The 18572-nt window shown below is 61.3% G+C and carries 16 protein-coding genes; 12 read left to right on the top strand and 4 right to left on the bottom strand.

All coding sequences use genetic code 11. The annotated features are described in order from the left end of the window. Positions 1–34: 34 nt before the first annotated feature. The 4 genes from F475_RS28655 to ydcS form a co-directional block, all read right to left on the bottom strand. Complete coding sequence (locus F475_RS28655; protein ID WP_019581623.1) at positions 35–859, bottom strand: ABC transporter permease; 825 nt, start codon at positions 857–859, stop codon at positions 35–37. After that, on the bottom strand, positions 849–1793 hold the full coding sequence (locus F475_RS28650) for an ABC transporter permease (protein ID WP_019581622.1): 945 nt from the start codon (positions 1791–1793) through the stop codon (positions 849–851). Before F475_RS28650 ends, F475_RS28655 begins: the two co-directional genes overlap by 11 nt. A gap of 1 nt (position 1794) precedes the next feature. Beyond that, on the bottom strand, positions 1795–2832 hold the full coding sequence (locus tag F475_RS28645) for an ABC transporter ATP-binding protein (RefSeq protein WP_111455328.1): 1038 nt from the start codon (positions 2830–2832) through the stop codon (positions 1795–1797). A 272-nt stretch (positions 2833–3104) separates the two neighbouring features. After that, the gene (ydcS, locus tag F475_RS28640) at positions 3105–4256 is read right to left on the bottom strand and encodes a putative ABC transporter substrate-binding protein YdcS (protein WP_018926690.1); all 1152 of its coding nucleotides are present in this window, start codon (positions 4254–4256) and stop codon (positions 3105–3107) included. 299 nt (positions 4257–4555) lie between these two features. Between ydcS and F475_RS28635 the strand changes: the two genes are divergently transcribed. From F475_RS28635 to F475_RS28580, 12 genes are all read left to right on the top strand, one after another. Further along, positions 4556–6178 carry a methyl-accepting chemotaxis protein gene (locus F475_RS28635; protein WP_018926687.1) on the top strand — a complete coding sequence of 541 codons (1623 nt, stop codon included), beginning with the start codon at positions 4556–4558 and terminating at the stop codon, positions 6176–6178. Then, positions 6178–6714, top strand: coding sequence for a chemotaxis protein CheW (locus F475_RS28630; protein ID WP_018926686.1), 537 nt, complete (start codon positions 6178–6180; stop codon positions 6712–6714). Before F475_RS28635 ends, F475_RS28630 begins: the two co-directional genes overlap by 1 nt. Further along, the gene (locus tag F475_RS28625; RefSeq protein WP_111455327.1) at positions 6711–7985 is read left to right on the top strand and encodes a protein-glutamate O-methyltransferase CheR; all 1275 of its coding nucleotides are present in this window, start codon (positions 6711–6713) and stop codon (positions 7983–7985) included. Before F475_RS28630 ends, F475_RS28625 begins: the two co-directional genes overlap by 4 nt. Then, positions 7982–8665, top strand: coding sequence for a chemotaxis protein CheW (locus tag F475_RS28620; protein WP_018926684.1), 684 nt, complete (start codon positions 7982–7984; stop codon positions 8663–8665). Before F475_RS28625 ends, F475_RS28620 begins: the two co-directional genes overlap by 4 nt. Beyond that, positions 8662–10968, top strand: coding sequence for a hybrid sensor histidine kinase/response regulator (locus tag F475_RS28615; protein WP_111455326.1), 2307 nt, complete (start codon positions 8662–8664; stop codon positions 10966–10968). The genes F475_RS28620 and F475_RS28615 overlap by 4 nt, the downstream gene beginning before the upstream one ends. Continuing rightward, positions 10965–11975, top strand: a complete 1011-nt coding sequence (locus tag F475_RS28610; RefSeq protein ID WP_018926682.1) for a chemotaxis response regulator protein-glutamate methylesterase — start codon at positions 10965–10967, stop codon at positions 11973–11975. The genes F475_RS28615 and F475_RS28610 overlap by 4 nt, the downstream gene beginning before the upstream one ends. 48 nt (positions 11976–12023) lie before the next feature. After that, positions 12024–13025: a PleD family two-component system response regulator gene (locus tag F475_RS28605; protein ID WP_018926681.1), complete on the top strand. Its 1002-nt coding sequence runs from the start codon at positions 12024–12026 to the stop codon at positions 13023–13025. Positions 13026–13131: 106 nt separating this feature from the next. After that, a protein-coding gene (gene prfB, locus F475_RS28600; protein WP_096481021.1) for a peptide chain release factor 2 occupies positions 13132–14227 on the top strand; the annotation gives its coding sequence in 2 pieces (ribosomal slippage) (positions 13132–13203 and positions 13205–14227; 1095 coding nt in all). A gap of 68 nt (positions 14228–14295) precedes the next feature. Beyond that, positions 14296–15798 carry a lysine--tRNA ligase gene (lysS, locus tag F475_RS28595; protein WP_018926680.1) on the top strand — a complete coding sequence of 501 codons (1503 nt, stop codon included), beginning with the start codon at positions 14296–14298 and terminating at the stop codon, positions 15796–15798. 102 nt (positions 15799–15900) lie between these two features. After that, positions 15901–16617: a TetR/AcrR family transcriptional regulator gene (locus F475_RS28590; protein WP_064616248.1), complete on the top strand. Its 717-nt coding sequence runs from the start codon at positions 15901–15903 to the stop codon at positions 16615–16617. Between the two features lie 70 nt (positions 16618–16687). Then, the gene (locus F475_RS28585; RefSeq protein WP_064616250.1) at positions 16688–17242 is read left to right on the top strand and encodes a hypothetical protein; all 555 of its coding nucleotides are present in this window, start codon (positions 16688–16690) and stop codon (positions 17240–17242) included. A 63-nt stretch (positions 17243–17305) separates the two neighbouring features. Beyond that, positions 17306–18556: a flavohemoglobin expression-modulating QEGLA motif protein gene (locus tag F475_RS28580; protein WP_172901247.1), complete on the top strand. Its 1251-nt coding sequence runs from the start codon at positions 17306–17308 to the stop codon at positions 18554–18556. Positions 18557–18572: the final 16 nt, after the last annotated feature.

The following is an 18572-nucleotide window of genomic DNA, read 5'->3' as shown; positions in this document are numbered from 1 at the left end:
CCTGCTCCCACAGGTTCCGGTTTCCAGTGGTCAGTTATTTTCCGCCGCTACCGGCGACACTCTCCCCACCACGGGTCAGGTAATACGCGCCGAGAATCGGCAACATGGTCACCATCATGACCAGCATCGCCACGACGTTGGTCACCGGCACGTCCCGAGGGCGGCTGAGCTGGTTGAGCAGCCACAACGGCAGGGTGCGTTCGTGGCCGGCGGTGAAGGTGGTGACGATGATTTCGTCGAACGACAGGGCAAACGCCAGCATGCCGCCAGCCAGCAACGCCGAGCCGAGGTTCGGCAGGACGATGTAGCGGAAGGTCTGCCAGCCGTCGGCGCCGAGGTCCATCGACGCTTCGATCAAACTGTAGGACGTGCGGCGCAATCGGGCGATGACGTTGTTGTAGACGATCACCACGCAGAAGGTCGCGTGACCGATCACGATGGTGAATACCCCCGGCTCGATCCCCAGGGTCTTGAAGGTCGCCAGCAGCGCGATCCCGGTGATGATCCCCGGCAATGCAATCGGCAGGATCAGCATCAGCGAGATGCCTTGCTTGCCGAAAAAGTCCCGCCGGTACAGCGCCGCCGAGGCGAGGGTGCCGAGGATCAGCGCAATCAGCGTGGCGATGGCGGCGATCTGCAGTGACAGCTTGATCGCCTCCAGTACGTCGGGCCGCGAGAACGCCACGGCGATCCACTTCAGGGTGAAGCCCTTGGGCGGAAAGCTGAACGCTGCGTCTTCGGTGTTGAAGGCATAGAGGAAGATGATCAGGATCGGGAAGTGCAAGAACAGCAACCCGCCCCAGGCGGCGATGCGCAGGCCCAGGGATGCCCGGTCTTGAGAGGAAGCGTCAGAGCGCATCGAAGGCCCCCAGGCGTTTGACGATGGACAGGTAAATGGCGATCAGCACGATCGGCACCAGCGTGAAGGCCGCCGCCATCGGCATGTTGCCGATCGCCCCTTGCTGGGCGTAGACCATGCTGCCGACGAAGTAGCCCGGTGGGCCCACCAGTTGCGGCACGATGAAGTCGCCCAGTGTCAGTGAAAACGTGAAAATCGAACCGGCCGCGATGCCCGGAATCGACAGCGGCAGAATCACTTGCATGAAGGTCTGACGCGGCTTGGCGCCCAGATCCGCCGAAGCTTGCAGCAAGGACGGCGGCAGGCGTTCCAGTGACGCCTGGATCGGCAGGATCATGAACGGCAGCCAAATATAGACAAACACCATGAACCGCCCCAGGTGCGAGGTCGACAGGGTGCTGCCACCCACTCCCGGCATCCCGAGTACGAACTGCAACACCGGCTCCAGGTTCAGGTACTGAACGAACCACTGGGCCACGCCGCCCTTGGCCAGCAGCAAGGTCCAGGCATAGGCCTTGACGATGTAACTGGCCCACATCGGCATCATCACCGCGATGTAGAAAAACGCCTTGGTGTTGCCGCTGGTGTAGCGCGCCATGTAGTAGGCGATCGGGAAGGCCACGATTGCACTGGCGATCGACACGACGATGGCCATGCTCAGGGTGCGCAGGATGATGTCGAAGTTCGATGGCTGGAACAGCGCTGCGAAGTTCGCCAGGGTCAGGTCGGGGGTGACCGTCATGGTGAAGTCATCGAAGGTGTAGAAGCCTTGCCACAGCAGAGTCAGCAGCGAGCCGAGGTAGATGGCGCCAAACCACAGCAACGGCGGCACCAGCAGCAGCGACAGATACAGGTTCGGCCGCCGGTACAGCAGGTTGGAAAACCGGCGCAGCGGCGAGCCGTTGGCCGGGGTTCGAGAGATCACACTGTCCATCTCATACCCCGCCTACAACATTGTCGTGCAGCGGGATCATCGCCTCGCGTGCCCAGCGAGCGCTGATGCGTTGCCCAGGCTGATGTTGCGCACTGACGTCCAGCCACTGGACGTTGGCCTGGCTGATGTTCAGGGTCTGGCCGTTTTCCAGTTTCAGTTCATAGCGGGTGGCGCTGCCCTGATACTGGATGTCATGAAGCACGCCGCTGACTTCTATTTCATGGCTGGCCAGCGGCCCTTCGGCGAAACGCACGTGTTCCGGGCGGATCGAAAACGGCTGAGGATTGCCGCTCAACTGCCGGGCCAGATCACCGCGTATCACATTGGACGTGCCGACGAATTCGGCGACGAAGGTGGTTGTCGGTTTCATATAGAGGTGGCGCGGCGTGTCGACCTGTTCGATACGCCCCTTGTTGAACACCGCCACGCGGTCGGACATCGACAACGCTTCGGTCTGGTCGTGGGTGACGAAGATAAAGGTGATGCCGAGCTGACGTTGCAGCTTCTTCAGTTCGCCTTGCATTTGCTCGCGCAGCTTCAGGTCGAGGGCGCCCAAGGGTTCGTCGAGCAACAACACGCGAGGGCGATTGACCAGCGCGCGAGCCAGGGCCACACGCTGGCGTTGGCCGCCCGACAGCTGCACCGGTTTGCGCTCGCCGTAGCCGTTGAGGGCGACCATGTCGAGGGCTTCTTCGGCGCGTTTGTGGCGTTCGGTCTTGCCGACGCCTTTGACTTTCAAACCGTAGGCGACGTTGTCGAGTACGTTCATGTGCGGGAACAGCGCGTAATCCTGGAACACGGTGTTCACGTCGCGCTGATACGGCGGCAGCCCGGCGGCTTCGGCGCCATGGATGCGGATGGAGCCGGTGCTCGGCTGTTCGAAACCGGCGATCAGGCGCAGGCAGGTGGTTTTACCCGAACCAGAAGGGCCCAGCAGGGAAAAGAACTCGCCGTCCTGGATGTCGATGGAAACCCGGTCAACGGCCTTCACCTCACCGAACTGACGGGAAACGTTGGTGAACTGGACTGCAAGCGTCATGGATACGGTGCTCCCAAAAAGCGGGGGCCCATCACAGCGGCCCCTGCCTGGACTTCTGAAAAAGCTGAATCGGTGTGCTTTTTTAGCTGGAATGCTCACTGTGGCGAGGGGGCTTGTCGGACCGCCGCACCGCCCCATTGGGCTGCGTAGCAGCCCTGAAAAGGAGAGCGCGGTTTATCTGTTAGACCGCGGTGACTGGTTCCAGGGCGGCTTCGCCACCCAACGGGGGCAAGCCCCCTCGCCACAAAGCTCCCTCGCCACAAGGGGGTGTATTACCTGCCTCCCATAATCGCGATGTAGTCCTGGGTCCAACGGCTATAAGGCACGTACTTGCCACCCTCAGCCTGCGGGGTTTTCCAGAAGGCGATCTTGTCGAACTGGTCGAAACCGTTGGTCTTGCACCCCTCGGCCCCCAGCAGTTCGCTTGCCTTGCACGCCGCCGGGACCGCCGGCAGCGAGCCGAACCAGGCGGACACATCACCCTGGACCTTCGGCGTCAGCGACCAGTCCATCCATTTGTAAGCACAGTTCGGGTGCTTGGCTTCGGCGTGCATCATGGTGGTGTCGGCCCACCCGGTGGCGCCTTCTTTGGGGATGGTCGAGGCGACTGGCTGTTTCTCGTTCATCAGGCCGTTGACCTGATACGGCCAGGAACTGGAAGCCACCACGCCTTCGTTCTTGAAGTCACTCATCTGCACGGTGGTGTCGTGCCAGTAGCGGTGGATCAACTTTTGCTGGGCGCGCAGCAGGTCGAGAACGGCCTTGTACTGTTTTTCGTCAAGCAGGTAAGGGTCCTTGATGCCCAGTTCCGGCTTGGCGGTTTTCAGGTACAGCGCCGCGTCCGCGATGTAGATCGGGCCGTCATACGCCTGCACGCGGCCCTTGTTGGATTTGCCGTCGGGCAGCTTCTGCTCTTCGAGTATCACGCTCCAACTGGTCGGCGGCTGTTTGAACACGTTGGTGTTGTACATGAGCACATTCGGCCCCCATTGGTACGGGGTGCCATAGGTTTGCTTGTCGACCACGTACCACGGCCCATCCTTCAGGCGCGGATCGAGATTCTTCCAGTTGGGGATCAATGCGGTGTTGATCGGCTGGACGCGCTTGCCGGCGATCAAGCGCAGGGAGGCATCGCCGGACGCCGTCACCAGGTCGTAACCGCCCTTGGCCATCAGGCTGACCATCTCATCGGACGTACCGGCCGTCTTGACGTTGACCTTGCAGCCGGTTTCCTTCTCGAAAGCGCTGACCCAGTCGTAGGCCTTGTCGCTTTCGCCCCGTTCGATATAGCCGGGCCAGGCAACGATATCCAGCTGACCTTCGCCGGCACCGACGGCTTTCAGCGGTTCGGCGGCCTGCAGGCTGGCGCTGGCCAGAAGCGCCGTGGCGATTGCACTGAGCAGTGCGGTCTTGTGTTCGAACATGGGGTTTCCCTCTTCTTTAATTAGGGTCGGGACAGCGTTGAACGGGGTAGTTCGCCACGAGTGGCTTGTTATTAGCGTAGTGCGCTTTGTGGGAGGCTGACCGAGGCCGGGCTGTGTCATGGGTTTATCCAGACTAGTGCCCGATGTCACGGTCGACAAATTTCCAATGCGGGACGTGATGTTTCTGCCGAGTCCGTGCTTTTTATTGGCGGGATGAGAAACGCTGCTCAGCGTCTTATAAATGAAACATCGCCCTCAGCTATACTCCCCCGCAATTTGACCCGCACCGAGGACTGACTGTGAAGAACTGGACGTTGCGCCAACGCATTTTGGCGAGCTTTGCGGTAATTATCGCAATCATGCTGCTGATGGTTGTGGTGTCTTTTTCTCGGCTGATGAAGATCGACGCCGGCGCAGAATCGGTTCGCACCGATGCGGTCCCGGGGGTGTATTACAGTTCGATGATCCGCGGTGCGTGGGTCGACAGTTTTAACCTCACCCAACAGCTTGTCGGCCTTTCCGGGCATCGTGAAATGACCGTCGCCGACCAGACCATGTACAAAAGTTTCGAAGAGCGCTTGAACGAGCAAATAGCCAACTACCGTAAAACCATTTTCACGGAGGACGATCGGGCTCTGTTCGAGGAGTTCGAAGTGCGTCATCAGCTCTACAACAAAGAGATGAACAACGTTATCGATCTCTATCAGCGCAAAGAGTACGACCAGGCGGTGCTTGCCCTGGAGCAAAAACTGACGCCGGCCTGGGTCAATGGGCGCATGCAATTGAACAGCCTTCTTGAAAATAATCACGCCCTGGCTGAACAATCCACGCTGGCCATCAGTGACGCGGTGACGGCCGCCAAAATCAGCATGGGCGTCTCTTTGCTGGTGGCAATCATCGCCGCCGGCCTCTGCGGCCTGCTGCTGATGCGCGCGATCATGGCGCCGATGAATCGCATTGTGGATATCCTCGAAGTCATGCGCACCGGCGATCTCAGCAGTCGCCTGAATCTGGATCGCAAGGACGAATTCGGCGCGGTGGAAACCGGGTTCAACGACATGATGACCGAGCTCACCTCGTTGGTGTCCCAGGCCCAGCGTTCCTCGGTGCAGGTCACCACGTCGGTCACCGAAATCGCCGCGACCTCCAAGCAGCAACAGGCCACCGCCACCGAAACCGCGGCCACCACCACCGAAATCGGTGCGACATCCCGTGAAATTGCCGCCACCTCGCGCGACCTGGTGCGCACCATGACCGAAGTCTCCACCGCCGCCGACCAGGCTTCAGTGCTGGCCGGTTCTGGTCAGCAAGGCCTGGCGCGCATGGAAGACACCATGCACTCGGTGATGGGCGCGGCAGATCTGGTGAACGCCAAGCTGGCGATCCTCAACGAGAAGGCCGGCAACATCAACCAGGTGGTGGTGACCATCGTGAAGGTCGCTGACCAGACCAACCTGTTGTCCCTGAACGCCGCGATCGAAGCCGAGAAGGCCGGCGAGTATGGTCGCGGGTTTGCCGTGGTCGCCACCGAAGTGCGACGTCTGGCAGACCAGACCGCCGTGGCCACCTACGACATCGAGCAGATGGTGCGCGAGATCCAGTCGGCGGTGTCGGCCGGGGTCATGGGCATGGACAAGTTCTCTGAGGAAGTGCGCCGCGGCATGTCCGAGGTGCAGCAGGTGGGCGAGCAGCTGTCGCAGATCATTCATCAGGTCCAGGCGCTGGCGCCACGGGTGTTGATGGTCAACGAAGGCATGCAGGCCCAGGCCACCGGCGCCGAGCAGATCAACCACGCGCTGGTGCAATTGGGCGATGCCAGCAGCCAGACGGTTGAGTCCCTGCGCCAGGCCAGTTTCGCCATCGACGAACTGAGCCAGGTGGCCGTGGGGCTGCGTGGCGGTGTCTCGCGATTCAAAGTCTGATGAGCGAACTTACGGCCAGGCGCGGCGTGGCGATGCCGGCGAAGCAGTCGTTGTTTCTGGTGTTCCGCATCGGCAACGAGCGCTACGCCTTGCAGGCCATCGAGGTGGCCGAAGTGCTGCCGCAACTGCCGTTGAAACCCATTCCCCGGGCGCCAGACTGGGTGGCGGGGGTGTTCGCCTATCGCGGCGCGGTGGTGCCGGTGATCGACCTCAGCGCGCTGACGTTTGGCCAACCGGCCCAGGCCCGCACCAGCACGCGGCTGGTGTTGGTGCACTATCGGCCGGATGAGGCAACGCCTGCGCAATTGCTCGGGCTGATTCTGGAGCAGGTCACCGACACGTTGCGCTGCAACCCGGCGGACTTTCAGCCTTATGGCCTGGACAATCGCCAGGCGCCATACCTCGGCCCGGTGCGCGAAGATGCCCAGGGGCTACTGCAATGGGTGCGGGTTGCCGATTTACTGGATGCACAGGTTCGCGCCTTATTGTTTCCCTCGCCGCCGCTGGACCTGGCGCAGTTTGAGGAGCAGGGATGAGCAGCGATCAACGGTTTTTCGATTTCCTCAAGGAGCGTATCGGCCTGGATGTCGGCTCGGTCGGCCCGGCGATCATCGAGCGCGCGGTGCGCCAGCGCATTACGGCGGTTCGGGCGCGGACGGCCGATGAGTACTGGCACACTTTGCTGGGCTCGCGCGACGAACAGCAGGCGCTGATCGAAGCGGTGATCGTCCCCGAAACCTGGTTTTTCCGTTACCCGGAATCCTTCGCCACGCTGGCGAAGCTGGCGGCCAAGCGGCTGGCGGCGATCAACAACATGCGCGCCCTGCGGATTCTCAGCTTGCCGTGTTCTACCGGCGAAGAACCGTACTCGATCGCCATGGCATTGCTTGATGCGGGGCTGGCGCCGCACCAGTTCAAGGTCGACGGCATGGACGTCAGCCCGCTGTCGGTGGAAAAGGCCAGGCTCGCGCTGTACGGCAAGAATTCGTTTCGTGGCCAGGACCTCGAGTTTCGCGAGCGCCACTTCACCGCTGAACACGATAGCTATCGCCTCAGCGGGCGCGTGCTCGAACAGGTGCGTCTACAGGTCGGTAACCTGCTGGATCCGACCTTGCTGGTCAACGAGCCGCCCTATGACTTCGTGTTCTGTCGCAACCTGCTGATTTATTTCGACCAGCCGACCCAGCAGCAAGTGTTCGAAGTGCTCAAGCGCCTGACTCACGTCGATGGCGTGCTATTTATCGGCCCGGCCGAGGGCAGTCTGCTCGGCCGTTTCGGCATGCGCTCGATCGGTATCCCGCAGTCGTTTGCCTTCAGTCGCCAGAGCGCGCTCGAGCCGCCTGCGACTTTCACGCCGATGTCGCTGCCAGTGCAGCAACCGTTGCGCAGCGTGACTCCGCCGCCTGTGCGCAGTCGGCCTTTTGCGACGGTCGTGCCGATGCCTCAGGCTGTCGCCATCCCTTCGGCCACTTCTTCGGACGCCGCCACGCTGTTGGCGAATATCGCCGCGCTGGCCAATGAAGGCAAAAGTGCCGAGGCCCGCTCCGCATGCGAAAGTTATTTACGCAGTCACGAACCGGTGGCCCAAGTGTTCTATTGGCTGGGGCTGCTCAGCGATGTCGCCGGCAGTGCCCTGGAGGCCCAGGGTTTTTATCGCAAGGCGTTGTACCTCGAACCGCAACACCCCGACGCGTTGATGCACCTGGCTGCCTTGTTGCAATCCCAGGGCGACACGGCGGGTGCCAGACGATTGCAGGCCCGCGCCGCCCGCAGCGAGCGCGCCGCTGACAGTGAGCGTAAACGATGAACGCCTCCGACACCTTGAGCGTCACCCATGAAGATGCCCAGGCCATCGACGACTGCTGGAACCGCATCGGTATCCACGGCGATCAGTCCTGCCCGCTGCTGAGCGAGCACATTCATTGCCGCAATTGCGCGGTGTATTCGGCTGCCGCCACGCGCTTGCTCGACCGCTACGCCTTGTCGCAGGGTGACCGTGGGCAAATCTCCACGGTGGCCGAGAGTGAGGTGAAAACCCGCTCGCTGCTGATGTTTCGCCTCGGCGAAGAGTGGCTGGGCCTGGCCACTCGCAGCCTGGTCGAAGTGGCGCCGCTGCAAGCGATCCATTCCTTGCCGCACCAGCGCTCCCGGGCATTGCTCGGCGTGGCGAATGTGCGCGGTGCCTTGGTGGCGTGCCTGTCTTTGGTGGAGCTGTTGGGGCTCGACGACACCAGTAGCGTGGCGCCCGGCGCGCGGGTAACGCCGCGGATGCTGATCATCGCCGCCCACGGCGGGCCGGTGGTGGTGCCGGTGGACGAAGTGGACGGGATTCACGCCATCGACGAGCGCATTCTCGATGCCGCGTCCCAGTCCGGCACCCAGGCCAGCGCCAAATACACCCGCGGAGTCTTGCCATTCAAAGGTCGCAGCCTGCGTTGGCTGGATGAAGAGCAGCTGCTGTCTGCCGTGACCCGGAGCCTCACATGACCCCCGACCAAATGCGTGACGCCTCCTTGCTGGAGCTGTTCAGCCTGGAAGCCGAGGCCCAGACCCTGGTGCTGAGCGCCGGTCTGCTGGCGCTGGAGCGTGATCCGACCCAGGCCGATTACCTCGAGTTGTGCATGCGCGCGGCCCATTCGCTCAAGGGCGCGGCGCGGATTGTAGGCGTCGATGCCGGGGTCAGCGTCGCCCACGTGATGGAGGATTACCTGGTCAGCGCCCAGGAAGGGCGCCTGTACCTGCGACCCGAACACATTGATGCGCTGTTGCAGGGCACCGATCTGCTGATGCGGATTGCGACGCCGAACAATGCTCCGGCGCCTGCGGATATCGACGCTTACGTTGTTTTGATGGGACGGCTGCTTGAGCACATGGCGACTGTTCCCATCGCGCTGCCGATGGCAGAACCTCAGCTCGAACCGTCGACACCCAGGGTCGAGCCGCCCGTTCGTGCCGCCGAAACACCCGTCGAAACACTCATTGAAACACCTCAGGCAGAGCCCGCCGAGCCTGCGTCCAAGACCAGGCGCGCCACCGACACTGGCGAGCGCGTATTGCGTGTCACGGCCGAGCGCTTGAACAGCCTGCTCGACCTGTCGAGTAAATCCCTGGTGGAAACCCAGCGCCTCAAGCCGCACCTGGCCACCATGCAGCGCCTTAAACGCATGCAGAGCAATGGCCTGCGGGCGCTGGAAAGCCTCAACGTTCATCTCAAGGACCATGCCTTGAGCCTCGAAGCCCAGGAAGCCTTGGGCGATGCCCGCCGATTGCTGGCCGAGTCCCAGCAATTGCTGGTGGAAAAAAACGCCGAACTGGACGAGTTCGCCTGGCACGCCAGTCAGCGCGCACAAGTGTTGTATGACACCGCGCTGGCCTGTCGCATGCGGCCGTTCGCCGACGTGCTGAGCGGTCAAGTACGCATGGTCCGCGATCTTGGGCGCGACCTTGGCAAACAGGTGCGGCTGGAGATCGAGGGCGACAAGACCCAAGTCGACCGAGACGTACTGGAAAAGCTCGAAGCGCCGCTGACACACCTGCTGCGCAATGCGGTGGATCATGGCATCGAAACCCCGGAACAGCGACGCTTGGCGGGCAAGCCGGAGGAAGGCGTGATCCGTTTGCGAGCCTCCCATCAGGCCGGTCTGCTGGTGCTGGAGCTGAGCGATGATGGCAATGGCGTCGACCTGGAAAAGGTCCGCCGCACGATCGTCGAGCGGCAGTTATCCCCAGCCGAGACTGCCGCGCAGTTGAGCGAAGAAGAGCTGCTGACGTTCCTGTTTCTGCCGGGTTTCAGCCTGCGCGACACGGTCACCGAAGTGTCCGGGCGCGGCGTCGGGCTGGATGCGGTTCAGCACATGGTCCGGCAGTTGCGCGGCGCCGTGGTGCTGGAGCAGACGGCGGGCGCGGGCAGTCGTTTCCATCTTGAAGTGCCGCAGACGCTGTCGGTGGTGCGCAGTCTGGTGGTGGAAGTCGGTGACGAGGCGTATGCCTTCCCGCTGGCGCACATCGAGCGCATGTGCGACCTGGAGCCGGAAGACATCGTGCAGGTCGAAGGCCGGCAGCACTTTTGGTACGAAGGCCGGCATGTCGGGCTGGTCGCCGCCAGTCAGCTGTTGCATCGGCCGGCGAGCCAGAACAGCGCGCAGACCCTCAAAGTCGTGGTCATGCGCGAGCGCGAGGCGATCTACGGGGTGGCGGTCGAGCGGTTTATCGGCGAGCGGACGCTGGTGGTGCTGCCGCTGGACGAGCGTCTGGGCAAGGTACAGGACATTTCCGCCGGGGCTTTGCTCGATGACGGCTCGGTGGTGCTGATTGTCGACGTCGAAGACATGCTGCGTTCGGTGGACAAACTGCTCAATACCGGGCGTCTGGAGCGCATTGCCCGGCACGCCAATCAGGCCGTTGAGGCCGCGCGCAAACGGATTCTGGTGGTGGACGATTCGCTGACCGTTCGTGAGTTGCAGCGCAAGTTGCTGCTCAATCGCGGCTACGACGTCGCCGTGGCGGTGGACGGTATGGATGGCTGGAATGCCCTGCGTTCGGAGGATTTCGATCTGCTGATCACCGACATCGACATGCCGCGCATGGACGGCATCGAGCTGGTGTCTTTATTGCGTCGCGACAATCGCCTGCAATCGCTGCCGGTGATGGTGGTGTCCTACAAGGACCGCGAAGAAGACCGTCGTCGTGGACTGGACGCCGGCGCCGACTATTATCTAGCCAAGGCCAGTTTTCATGATGACGCCTTACTGGATGCAGTCGTTGAGCTCATTGGAGGGGCGCGAGCATGAAAATCGCCATCGTCAACGATATGCCCATGGCGGTAGAGGCCTTGCGCCGCGCCCTGGCGTTCGAACCGGCGCACGAGGTGGTCTGGGTTGCCAGCAACGGGGCCGAGGCGGTGCAACGTTGCACCGAATACACCCCGGATCTGATCCTGATGGACTTGATCATGCCGTTGATGGACGGCGTGGAAGCGACCCGGCGGATCATGGCCGAGACCCCGTGCGCGATCGTCATCGTCACCGTCGACCGTCAGCAGAACGTGCACCGGGTGTTCGAAGCCATGGGCTACGGCGCGCTGGATGTGGTCGATACCCCGGCGCTGGGCGCTGGTAACCCTCAGGAAGCCGCTGCGCCGCTGCTGCGCAAGATCCTCAACATTGGCTGGTTGATCGGTGACCACAGCAATCGGGAGCGATCGGCACCGAGCCCGCACCGCAACTCGGCCTCGCGCCAGCACCTGGTGGCGATCGGTTCGTCCGCTGGCGGGCCGGCGGCGCTGGAAGTGCTGCTCAAGGGCCTGCCCCGGGATTTTTCGGCGGCCATCGTGCTGGTCCAGCATGTGGATCAGGTGTTCGCCGCCGGCATGGCCGAATGGCTGGCCAGCGCCAGCGGCCTGGACGTGCGCCTGGCCCAGGAAGGCGAACCGCCGCAAAGTGGCACGATCCTGCTGGCCGGTACCAATCACCACATCCGCTTGCTGAAAAACGGCACGCTGGCCTACACCGCCGAACCGGTCAACGAGATCTATCGGCCTTCGATCGATGTGTTTTTCGAGAGTGTGGCCAATTACTGGAGCGGTGATGCCGTGGGCGTTCTACTGACCGGTATGGGGCGTGACGGCGCCCAGGGGCTTAAACTCATGCGCCAACAGGGCTACCTGACCATCGCTCAGGACCAGAACAGCAGTGCCGTGTACGGAATGCCCAAGGCGGCCGCAGCCATCGACGCTGCCGTGGAAATCCGTCCACTGGACAAGATAGCGCCACGTTTGCTGGAGATTTTCCAAAAATGACTATCATTAGCAGCAATCGTGGCCCAAGCAGTACTCAGGTGACCGCACATGAATGAATTACAGCTCGACGACTTCAAAACCGACGAAAACGCCGCCATGGTGTTGTTGGTGGACGATCAGGCGATGATCGGCGAGGCGGTGCGCCGTGGTCTGTCGAACGAAGAGAACATCGACTTCCACTTCTGCGCCGACCCGCACCAGGCCATCGCCCAGGCGATCCGCATCAAGCCGACGGTGATCCTTCAGGACCTGGTCATGCCCGGCCTGGACGGCCTGAGCCTGGTGCGCGAATACCGTAATCACCCGGCGACCAAGGACATTCCGATCATTGTCCTGTCGACCAAGGAAGACCCGCTGATCAAGAGCGCGGCGTTTGCCGCCGGGGCCAACGATTACCTGGTCAAGCTGCCGGACAACATCGAACTGGTGGCGCGCATCCGCTATCACTCGCGCTCCTACATGACCCTGCTGCAGCGTGACGCGGCGTACCGTGCGTTGCGGGTCAGCCAGCAACAGTTGCTCGACACCAACCTGGTGCTGCAACGCTTGATGAACTCCGACGGCCTGACCGGGCTGTCGAACCGTCGGCACTTCGACGAATACCTGGAACTGGAGTGGCGGCGTTCGTTGCGTGACCAGACGCAATTGTCGTTGCTGATGATCGATGTCGACTATTTCAAGTCCTACAACGACAGTTTTGGCCACCTCGAAGGCGATGAAGCCCTGCGCAAAGTCGCCACGGCCATTCGCGACGCCAGCGCCAGGCCATCGGACCTGCCGGCCCGTTACGGCGGCGAAGAGTTCGTCCTGGTCTTGCCCAACACCTCGCCGGGCGGTGCGCGGCTGGTGGCGGAAAAACTGCGCCAGACCGTGGTCGGATTGAAGATCCCGCACGTTTTCCCGACCGAAGGTTCGTGCCTGACCATCAGCATCGGCCTGTCGACCGTGATCCCGCAGCCGGGCAGCGACTGCCGGCAATTGATCTTGGCGGCGGACAAGGGGCTGTACCTGGCGAAGAACAATGGGCGCAATCAGGTGGGAATAGAATGAACCGGCAGGTTCATTTGCCCCTAAAGCCGCCAGGCGGGCTGCCTTGACAGCGTGATTACGTTATACTCGCCGGCTTTCAAAAGTTCGCCAACGAGTGCTGCCCGCCATGGAAATCAACCCGATCCTTAACAGTATCAAGGACCTGTCCGAGCGCTCCGAAACTATTCGGGGGTATCTTTGACTACGATCAAAAGCATGAGCGTCTGACCGAAGTCAATCGCGAGCTTGAAGATCCGAGTGTCTGGAACAACCCTGAGTACGCTCAGAACCTGGGTCGCGAGCGCTCTGCGCTGGCCCAGATCGTAGAAACCCTCGATGAAATGTCCAGCGGTCTGGCCGATGCCAAGGACCTGCTGTTGATGTCTGCCGAGGAAGAAGACCAGGCCGCCGTCGACGACGTAGCCCTTGAAGTGGAGCGCTTGCGCGAAGCCCTCGAGAAGCTCGAATTCCGTCGCATGTTCAGCGGCGAGATGGACCAGAACAACGCCTACCTGGACATCCAGGCCGGCTCCGGCGGTACCGAGGCCCAGGACTGGGCCAACATCCTGCTGCGCATGTACCTGCGCTGGGCGGATAAACGCGGTTTCGACGCGACCATCATGGAATTGTCGGCCGGTGAAGTCGCCGGTATCAAAGGCGCGACCGTGCACATCAAGGGTGAATACGCCTTTGGCTGGCTGCGTACCGAAATCGGCGTGCACCGTCTGGTGCGCAAGAGCCCGTTCGACTCCGGCAACCGTCGTCACACCTCGTTCTCGGCCGTGTTCGTGTCGCCGGAAATCGATGACAACATCGAAATCGACATTAACCCGTCGGACCTGCGCATCGACACCTACCGCTCCTCCGGTGCCGGTGGTCAGCACGTAAACACCACCGACTCGGCCGTACGGATTACTCACGTACCGACCAACACCGTGGTCAGCTGCCAGAACGAACGCTCCCAGCACGCCAACAAAGACACCGCGATGAAAATGTTGCGGGCGCGCTTGTACGAGCAGGAAGTGCAGAAACGCAACGCCGCCTCCCAGGCCCTGGAAGACACCAAGTCGGACATCGGCTGGGGTCACCAGATCCGTTCGTACGTGCTCGATGCCTCGCGGATCAAGGATCTGCGCACCAACATCGAACGCAGCGACTGCGACAAGGTGCTCGACGGCGACATCGACGAATACCTGGTGGCGAGCCTGAAACAAGGGCTGTAAGGCACGCCCTACAGCGATCCCCAGCCGAAGGCTGGGGGCAACGAATCTGTGATGGAATTTTTAAAGACATGAGCGACCTACAACTCGACCCGCAAGCCCTGCAACAGGAAGAAAACTCCCTGATCGCCCTGCGCAAGGAAAAGCTTGCTGCCGAGCGCGCCAAGGGCCAGGCCTTCCCCAACGACTTCCGCCGCGACGCCTACTGCGAAGACTTGCAGAAGAAGTACGCGGACAAGACCAAGGAAGAGCTGGCAGAGGCTGCGATCCCGGTCAAGGTTGCCGGTCGTCTCATGCTCAACCGTGGCTCGTTCATGGTGATTCAGGACATGTCCGGGCGCATCCAGGTTTACGTCAACCGTAAAACCCTGTCCGAAGAGACCCTGGCCGCGGTGAAAACCTGGGACCTGGGCGACATCATTGCCGCCGAAGGCACCCTGGCCCGTTCCGGCAAGGGCGACCTGTACGTTGAAATGACCAACGTGCGCCTGCTGACCAAATCCCTGCGCCCGCTGCCAGACAAGCACCACGGCCTGTCCGACACCGAGCAGCGCTACCGCCAGCGTTACGTCGACCTGATCGTCAACGAAGACGTGCGCCAGACCTTCCGCGTGCGTTCGCAAGTGATTGCGCACATCCGCAGCTTCCTGATGAAGCGTGACTTCCTGGAAGTCGAAACGCCGATGCTGCAAACCATTCCGGGCGGTGCGGCGGCCAAGCCGTTCGAAACTCACCACAACGCGCTGGACATGCAGATGTTCTTGCGCATTGCGCCGGAGCTGTACCTCAAGCGGCTTGTTGTTGGCGGGTTTGAAAAAGTCTTCGAAATCAACCGCAACTTCCGTAACGAAGGCGTTTCGACCCGGCACAACCCCGAGTTCACCATGCTCGAGTTCTACCAGGCCCACGCTGACTACGAAGACAACATGGACCTGACCGAGGAACTGTTCCGCGAACTGGCGCAGCTGGTTCTGGGCAGCACCGACGTGCCTTACGGCGACAAGGTGTTCCACTTCGGCGAGCCGTTCGTGCGCCTGTCGGTGTTCGACTCGATCCTCAAGTACAACCCTGAACTGACCGCTGCCGACCTGAACGACATCGACAAGGCCCGCGCCATCGCCAAGAAGGCCGGCGCCAAGGTGCTCGGCTTCGAAGGCCTGGGCAAACTGCAGGTGATGATTTTCGAAGAACTGGTCGAGCACAAGCTGGAACAGCCGCACTTCATTACCCAGTACCCGTTCGAAGTGTCGCCGCTGGCCCGTCGTAACGACGAGAACCCGAACGTCACCGACCGTTTCGAACTGTTCATCGGCGGCCGTGAAATCGCCAACGCCTACTCCGAGTTGAACGACGCGGAAGACCAGGCCGAGCGCTTCATGGCACAGGTGGCCGACAAGGATGCTGGCGACGATGAAGCCATGCACTACGACGCCGACTTCGTTCGTGCGCTGGAGTACGGCATGCCGCCGACCGCCGGTGAAGGGATCGGCATCGACCGTCTGGTGATGTTGCTGACCAACTCACCGTCGATTCGCGACGTGATCCTGTTCCCGCACATGCGCCCGCAAGCGTAAATGTTTCAATTAAAAAGCCGCCTAAAACAGGCGGCTTTTTATTGCCTGTCTGGTACAAACGTATCAATTGGTTACTTTTGACGTTAGAGAGGAATACCTGTCGTGAATCGTGCAATTGCTCAAGAAGGTGCAGCGGATATCGCCACTGCGGTCGCTGAAAGTGTTCAGTACCAGGGCCGCAAGGCCAGCCGACAGGGCAGCGAACAGCGTCGACAGGACATTCTCGACGCGGCGATGCGCATTGTCGTGCGCGATGGCGTGCGGGCCGTGCGGCACCGTGCGGTGGCAGCCGAGGCCTGTGTGCCGCTGTCGGCCACCACTTACTATTTCAAGGACATCGATGACCTGCTCACCGATACCTTCGCCCAATACGTGGAGCGCAGCGCGGCATACATGGCCCGGTTGTGGGCCAGCAACGAAGGCCTGTTGCGCGAGATGGTTGTCAGCAGTGATGGCACCGCCGAGTCGCGCTCACAGCTGGCGGACGATATCGCACGGCTGATGGCTGACTATGTTCATCGGCAACTGATCAATCGCCGCGAGCACCTGATGGCCGAGCAAGCCTTCCGCCAGGAAGCGTTGCTCAACCCGCGTCTGGCGTTGTTGGTGCGTTCCCATCAGCAAATTCTCTTGCAGGGCACCTGCCAGCTTTTCGAAGTATTGGGTTCCCGCGAGCCACAACAAGATGCCAAAGTGTTGACGGCGATTGTCGGACGGATGGAATATCAGGGCCTGCTCAACGATGCCGAGCCTGTTGCCGAAGAGGAAATGCTCGGCATCCTGACCCGCTACATGCACCTGGTACTGGCGTCGGTGTAACCCCTTGTGGGACTCAACCCTGTGGGAGAGTGGCCAGTAGGGGGCATCGTGTGTCGATAGGGAGTGTTGAATGAAAGCCTGGCGTGTCGTGGTGATCGCCTTGTCGTTCCTGCTGCTCAGTGGCTGCCTGGTGACCTTCAAGGAGTCGCTGCCCGCCAGCGAGTCCGCGCCCAAAGGGTTGCTCGGCAAATGGGCCAGCACCAATGCCTGGGGCGAGCCGATGAACCTGGAACTGACACGCGTCGGCGACAATCACTACCAGGCAGTCAGCTACTTCAAGGCCAAACCCCATGAGCGCGAAGCCTATCCTTTCACGGTGTCGCGCCATGGCAATCGCTGGTACCTGTCGGCGAAGGTGCCGGCGCAGTTCGGCGGGCATTTCACCATCGCCGGTTTCGAGCTCAACGATAAGCACGAACTGGTGGTCTACAACCTCGACCTTGAGCAGATCAGGCAGGCCATGGGGCAAGAAGCCCTCAGTGGCGAAGGCTTTCAGACTGAAGATGGCGATGGGGTGTTGATCAACAACAGCCTGGATCAGGTATTCGCCTACCTCGACGACCCGGCCAATTCCGATGTCTTCGTCGAAGCGGTACGCTATCAGCGCCTGGCCAAAACCAAATAAACCCAGCACGTAAGAGCTTTACTACAGGAGTCTCGGGTGGACGAATACCAGCAGACGATACGCATGTTGTCCGATCGCATAGTGCTGGCGCAGACGCCGATTCGCATTCTGGATGCGGTCAAGTGGGATGACAGTATTCGCAAGGGGTTCCTCAAGGGCAAGGGCAAGGAAATGCCGGCCGTGGACCGCGACTACTACCTCAATCGACCGCTGTCGTTCGACTCCAGCAAAGTGAAGCTGGAGTTCCAGAACATCGAGCGCGACATCACTCGGCAACTTGGCCAGTTCAACCCGGTCGGGCAGATCATGCGCCGCATGTGCAAGGAATACCGCATGGTGGTGCGCATGCTTGAAGCGCGCGGCACCGAGGATTTCGGGTTGATTTCCCAGGAGTTGTACGGCGCGGCGTCCGATGCGTTTCACGCCGGCGACCCGACCCTGGCCGACCTGGGGCTGATGCTCTCCGATTACCTGAACAACATCGACGGCCGTGGCGACCTCAAGGACGAACCGAAAGTCCTCACGGCCAAGGAAGCCGTCGACCTGCTGCAACATCGGTTGAACAAGGTGTTTGGCGAAAACGAGGAAACCATCCGGGTGTTCGAGTCCGACGGGATCGTCGCCGACGCGGCGGCCGGCGCCGACTACATCAAGATCCGCACCGACGCGATGTTCAACAATCGCGACGTGCGTGCGCTGGAAGTCCATGAAGGGCTGGTGCATGTGGGCACCACCCTCAACGGCCTGAATCAGCCGATCTGTACGTTCCTGTCCAAGGGCCCGCCGTCGTCCACCGTGACTCAGGAGGGCCTGGCGATCCTGATGGAGATCATCACCTTCGCCTCCTACCCGAGCCGCTTGCGCAAACTGACCAACCGCACCCGCGCCATTCATATGGTGGAGGAGGGCGCGGACTTCTTGCAGATCTTTGAGTTCTTCCGGGCTCAGGGCTTTGAAATGGCCGAAAGCTACGGCAATGCCAGTCGGGTGTTCCGCGGCTCGGTGCCGAATGGTCTGCCATTTACCAAAGACTTGTCCTACCTCAAGGGCTTTATCATGATTTACAACTACATTCAGTTGGCCGTGCGCAAAGGCAAGCTGGAGCAGATACCGCTGTTGTTCTGCGGCAAGACTACGCTGGAGGACATGCGGACCTTGCGCCAATTGGTGGACGAAGGCCTGGTGGTGCCGCCCAAGTACCTGCCCGAGCAGTTCCGCGACATGAACGCGTTGTCGGCGTGGATGTGCTTCTCCAACTTCCTCAACCACCTGAGCCTGGACCGGATCGAAGCGGATTACTCCAATATCCTTTGATTCAGATCATTCCCAC

This window comes from Pseudomonas sp. URMO17WK12:I6, assembly GCF_003253625.1.
GTDB lineage: Bacteria > Pseudomonadota > Gammaproteobacteria > Pseudomonadales > Pseudomonadaceae > Aquipseudomonas.
This window is presented reverse-complemented; position numbering and strand designations above follow the sequence as displayed.

What these genes read in the sequence shown, in the direction of transcription:
- F475_RS28655 (WP_019581623.1), bottom strand. Translation starts at nt 859, where the DNA reads ATGCGCTCTGACGCTTCCTCTCAAGACCGGGCATCCCTGGGCCTGCGC.
- F475_RS28650 (WP_019581622.1), bottom strand. Translation starts at nt 1,793, where the DNA reads ATGGACAGTGTGATCTCTCGAACCCCGGCCAACGGCTCGCCGCTGCGC.
- F475_RS28645 (WP_111455328.1), bottom strand. Translation starts at nt 2,832, where the DNA reads ATGACGCTTGCAGTCCAGTTCACCAACGTTTCCCGTCAGTTCGGTGAG.
- ydcS (WP_018926690.1), bottom strand. Translation starts at nt 4,256, where the DNA reads ATGTTCGAACACAAGACCGCACTGCTCAGTGCAATCGCCACGGCGCTT.
- F475_RS28630 (WP_018926686.1), top strand. Translation starts at nt 6,178, where the DNA reads ATGAGCGAACTTACGGCCAGGCGCGGCGTGGCGATGCCGGCGAAGCAG.
- F475_RS28625 (WP_111455327.1), top strand. Translation starts at nt 6,711, where the DNA reads ATGAGCAGCGATCAACGGTTTTTCGATTTCCTCAAGGAGCGTATCGGC.
- F475_RS28620 (WP_018926684.1), top strand. Translation starts at nt 7,982, where the DNA reads ATGAACGCCTCCGACACCTTGAGCGTCACCCATGAAGATGCCCAGGCC.
- F475_RS28615 (WP_111455326.1), top strand. Translation starts at nt 8,662, where the DNA reads ATGACCCCCGACCAAATGCGTGACGCCTCCTTGCTGGAGCTGTTCAGC.
- F475_RS28610 (WP_018926682.1), top strand. Translation starts at nt 10,965, where the DNA reads ATGAAAATCGCCATCGTCAACGATATGCCCATGGCGGTAGAGGCCTTG.
- F475_RS28605 (WP_018926681.1), top strand. Translation starts at nt 12,024, where the DNA reads ATGAATGAATTACAGCTCGACGACTTCAAAACCGACGAAAACGCCGCC.
- lysS (WP_018926680.1), top strand. Translation starts at nt 14,296, where the DNA reads ATGAGCGACCTACAACTCGACCCGCAAGCCCTGCAACAGGAAGAAAAC.
- F475_RS28585 (WP_064616250.1), top strand. Translation starts at nt 16,688, where the DNA reads ATGAAAGCCTGGCGTGTCGTGGTGATCGCCTTGTCGTTCCTGCTGCTC.
- F475_RS28580 (WP_172901247.1), top strand. Translation starts at nt 17,306, where the DNA reads ATGTTGTCCGATCGCATAGTGCTGGCGCAGACGCCGATTCGCATTCTG.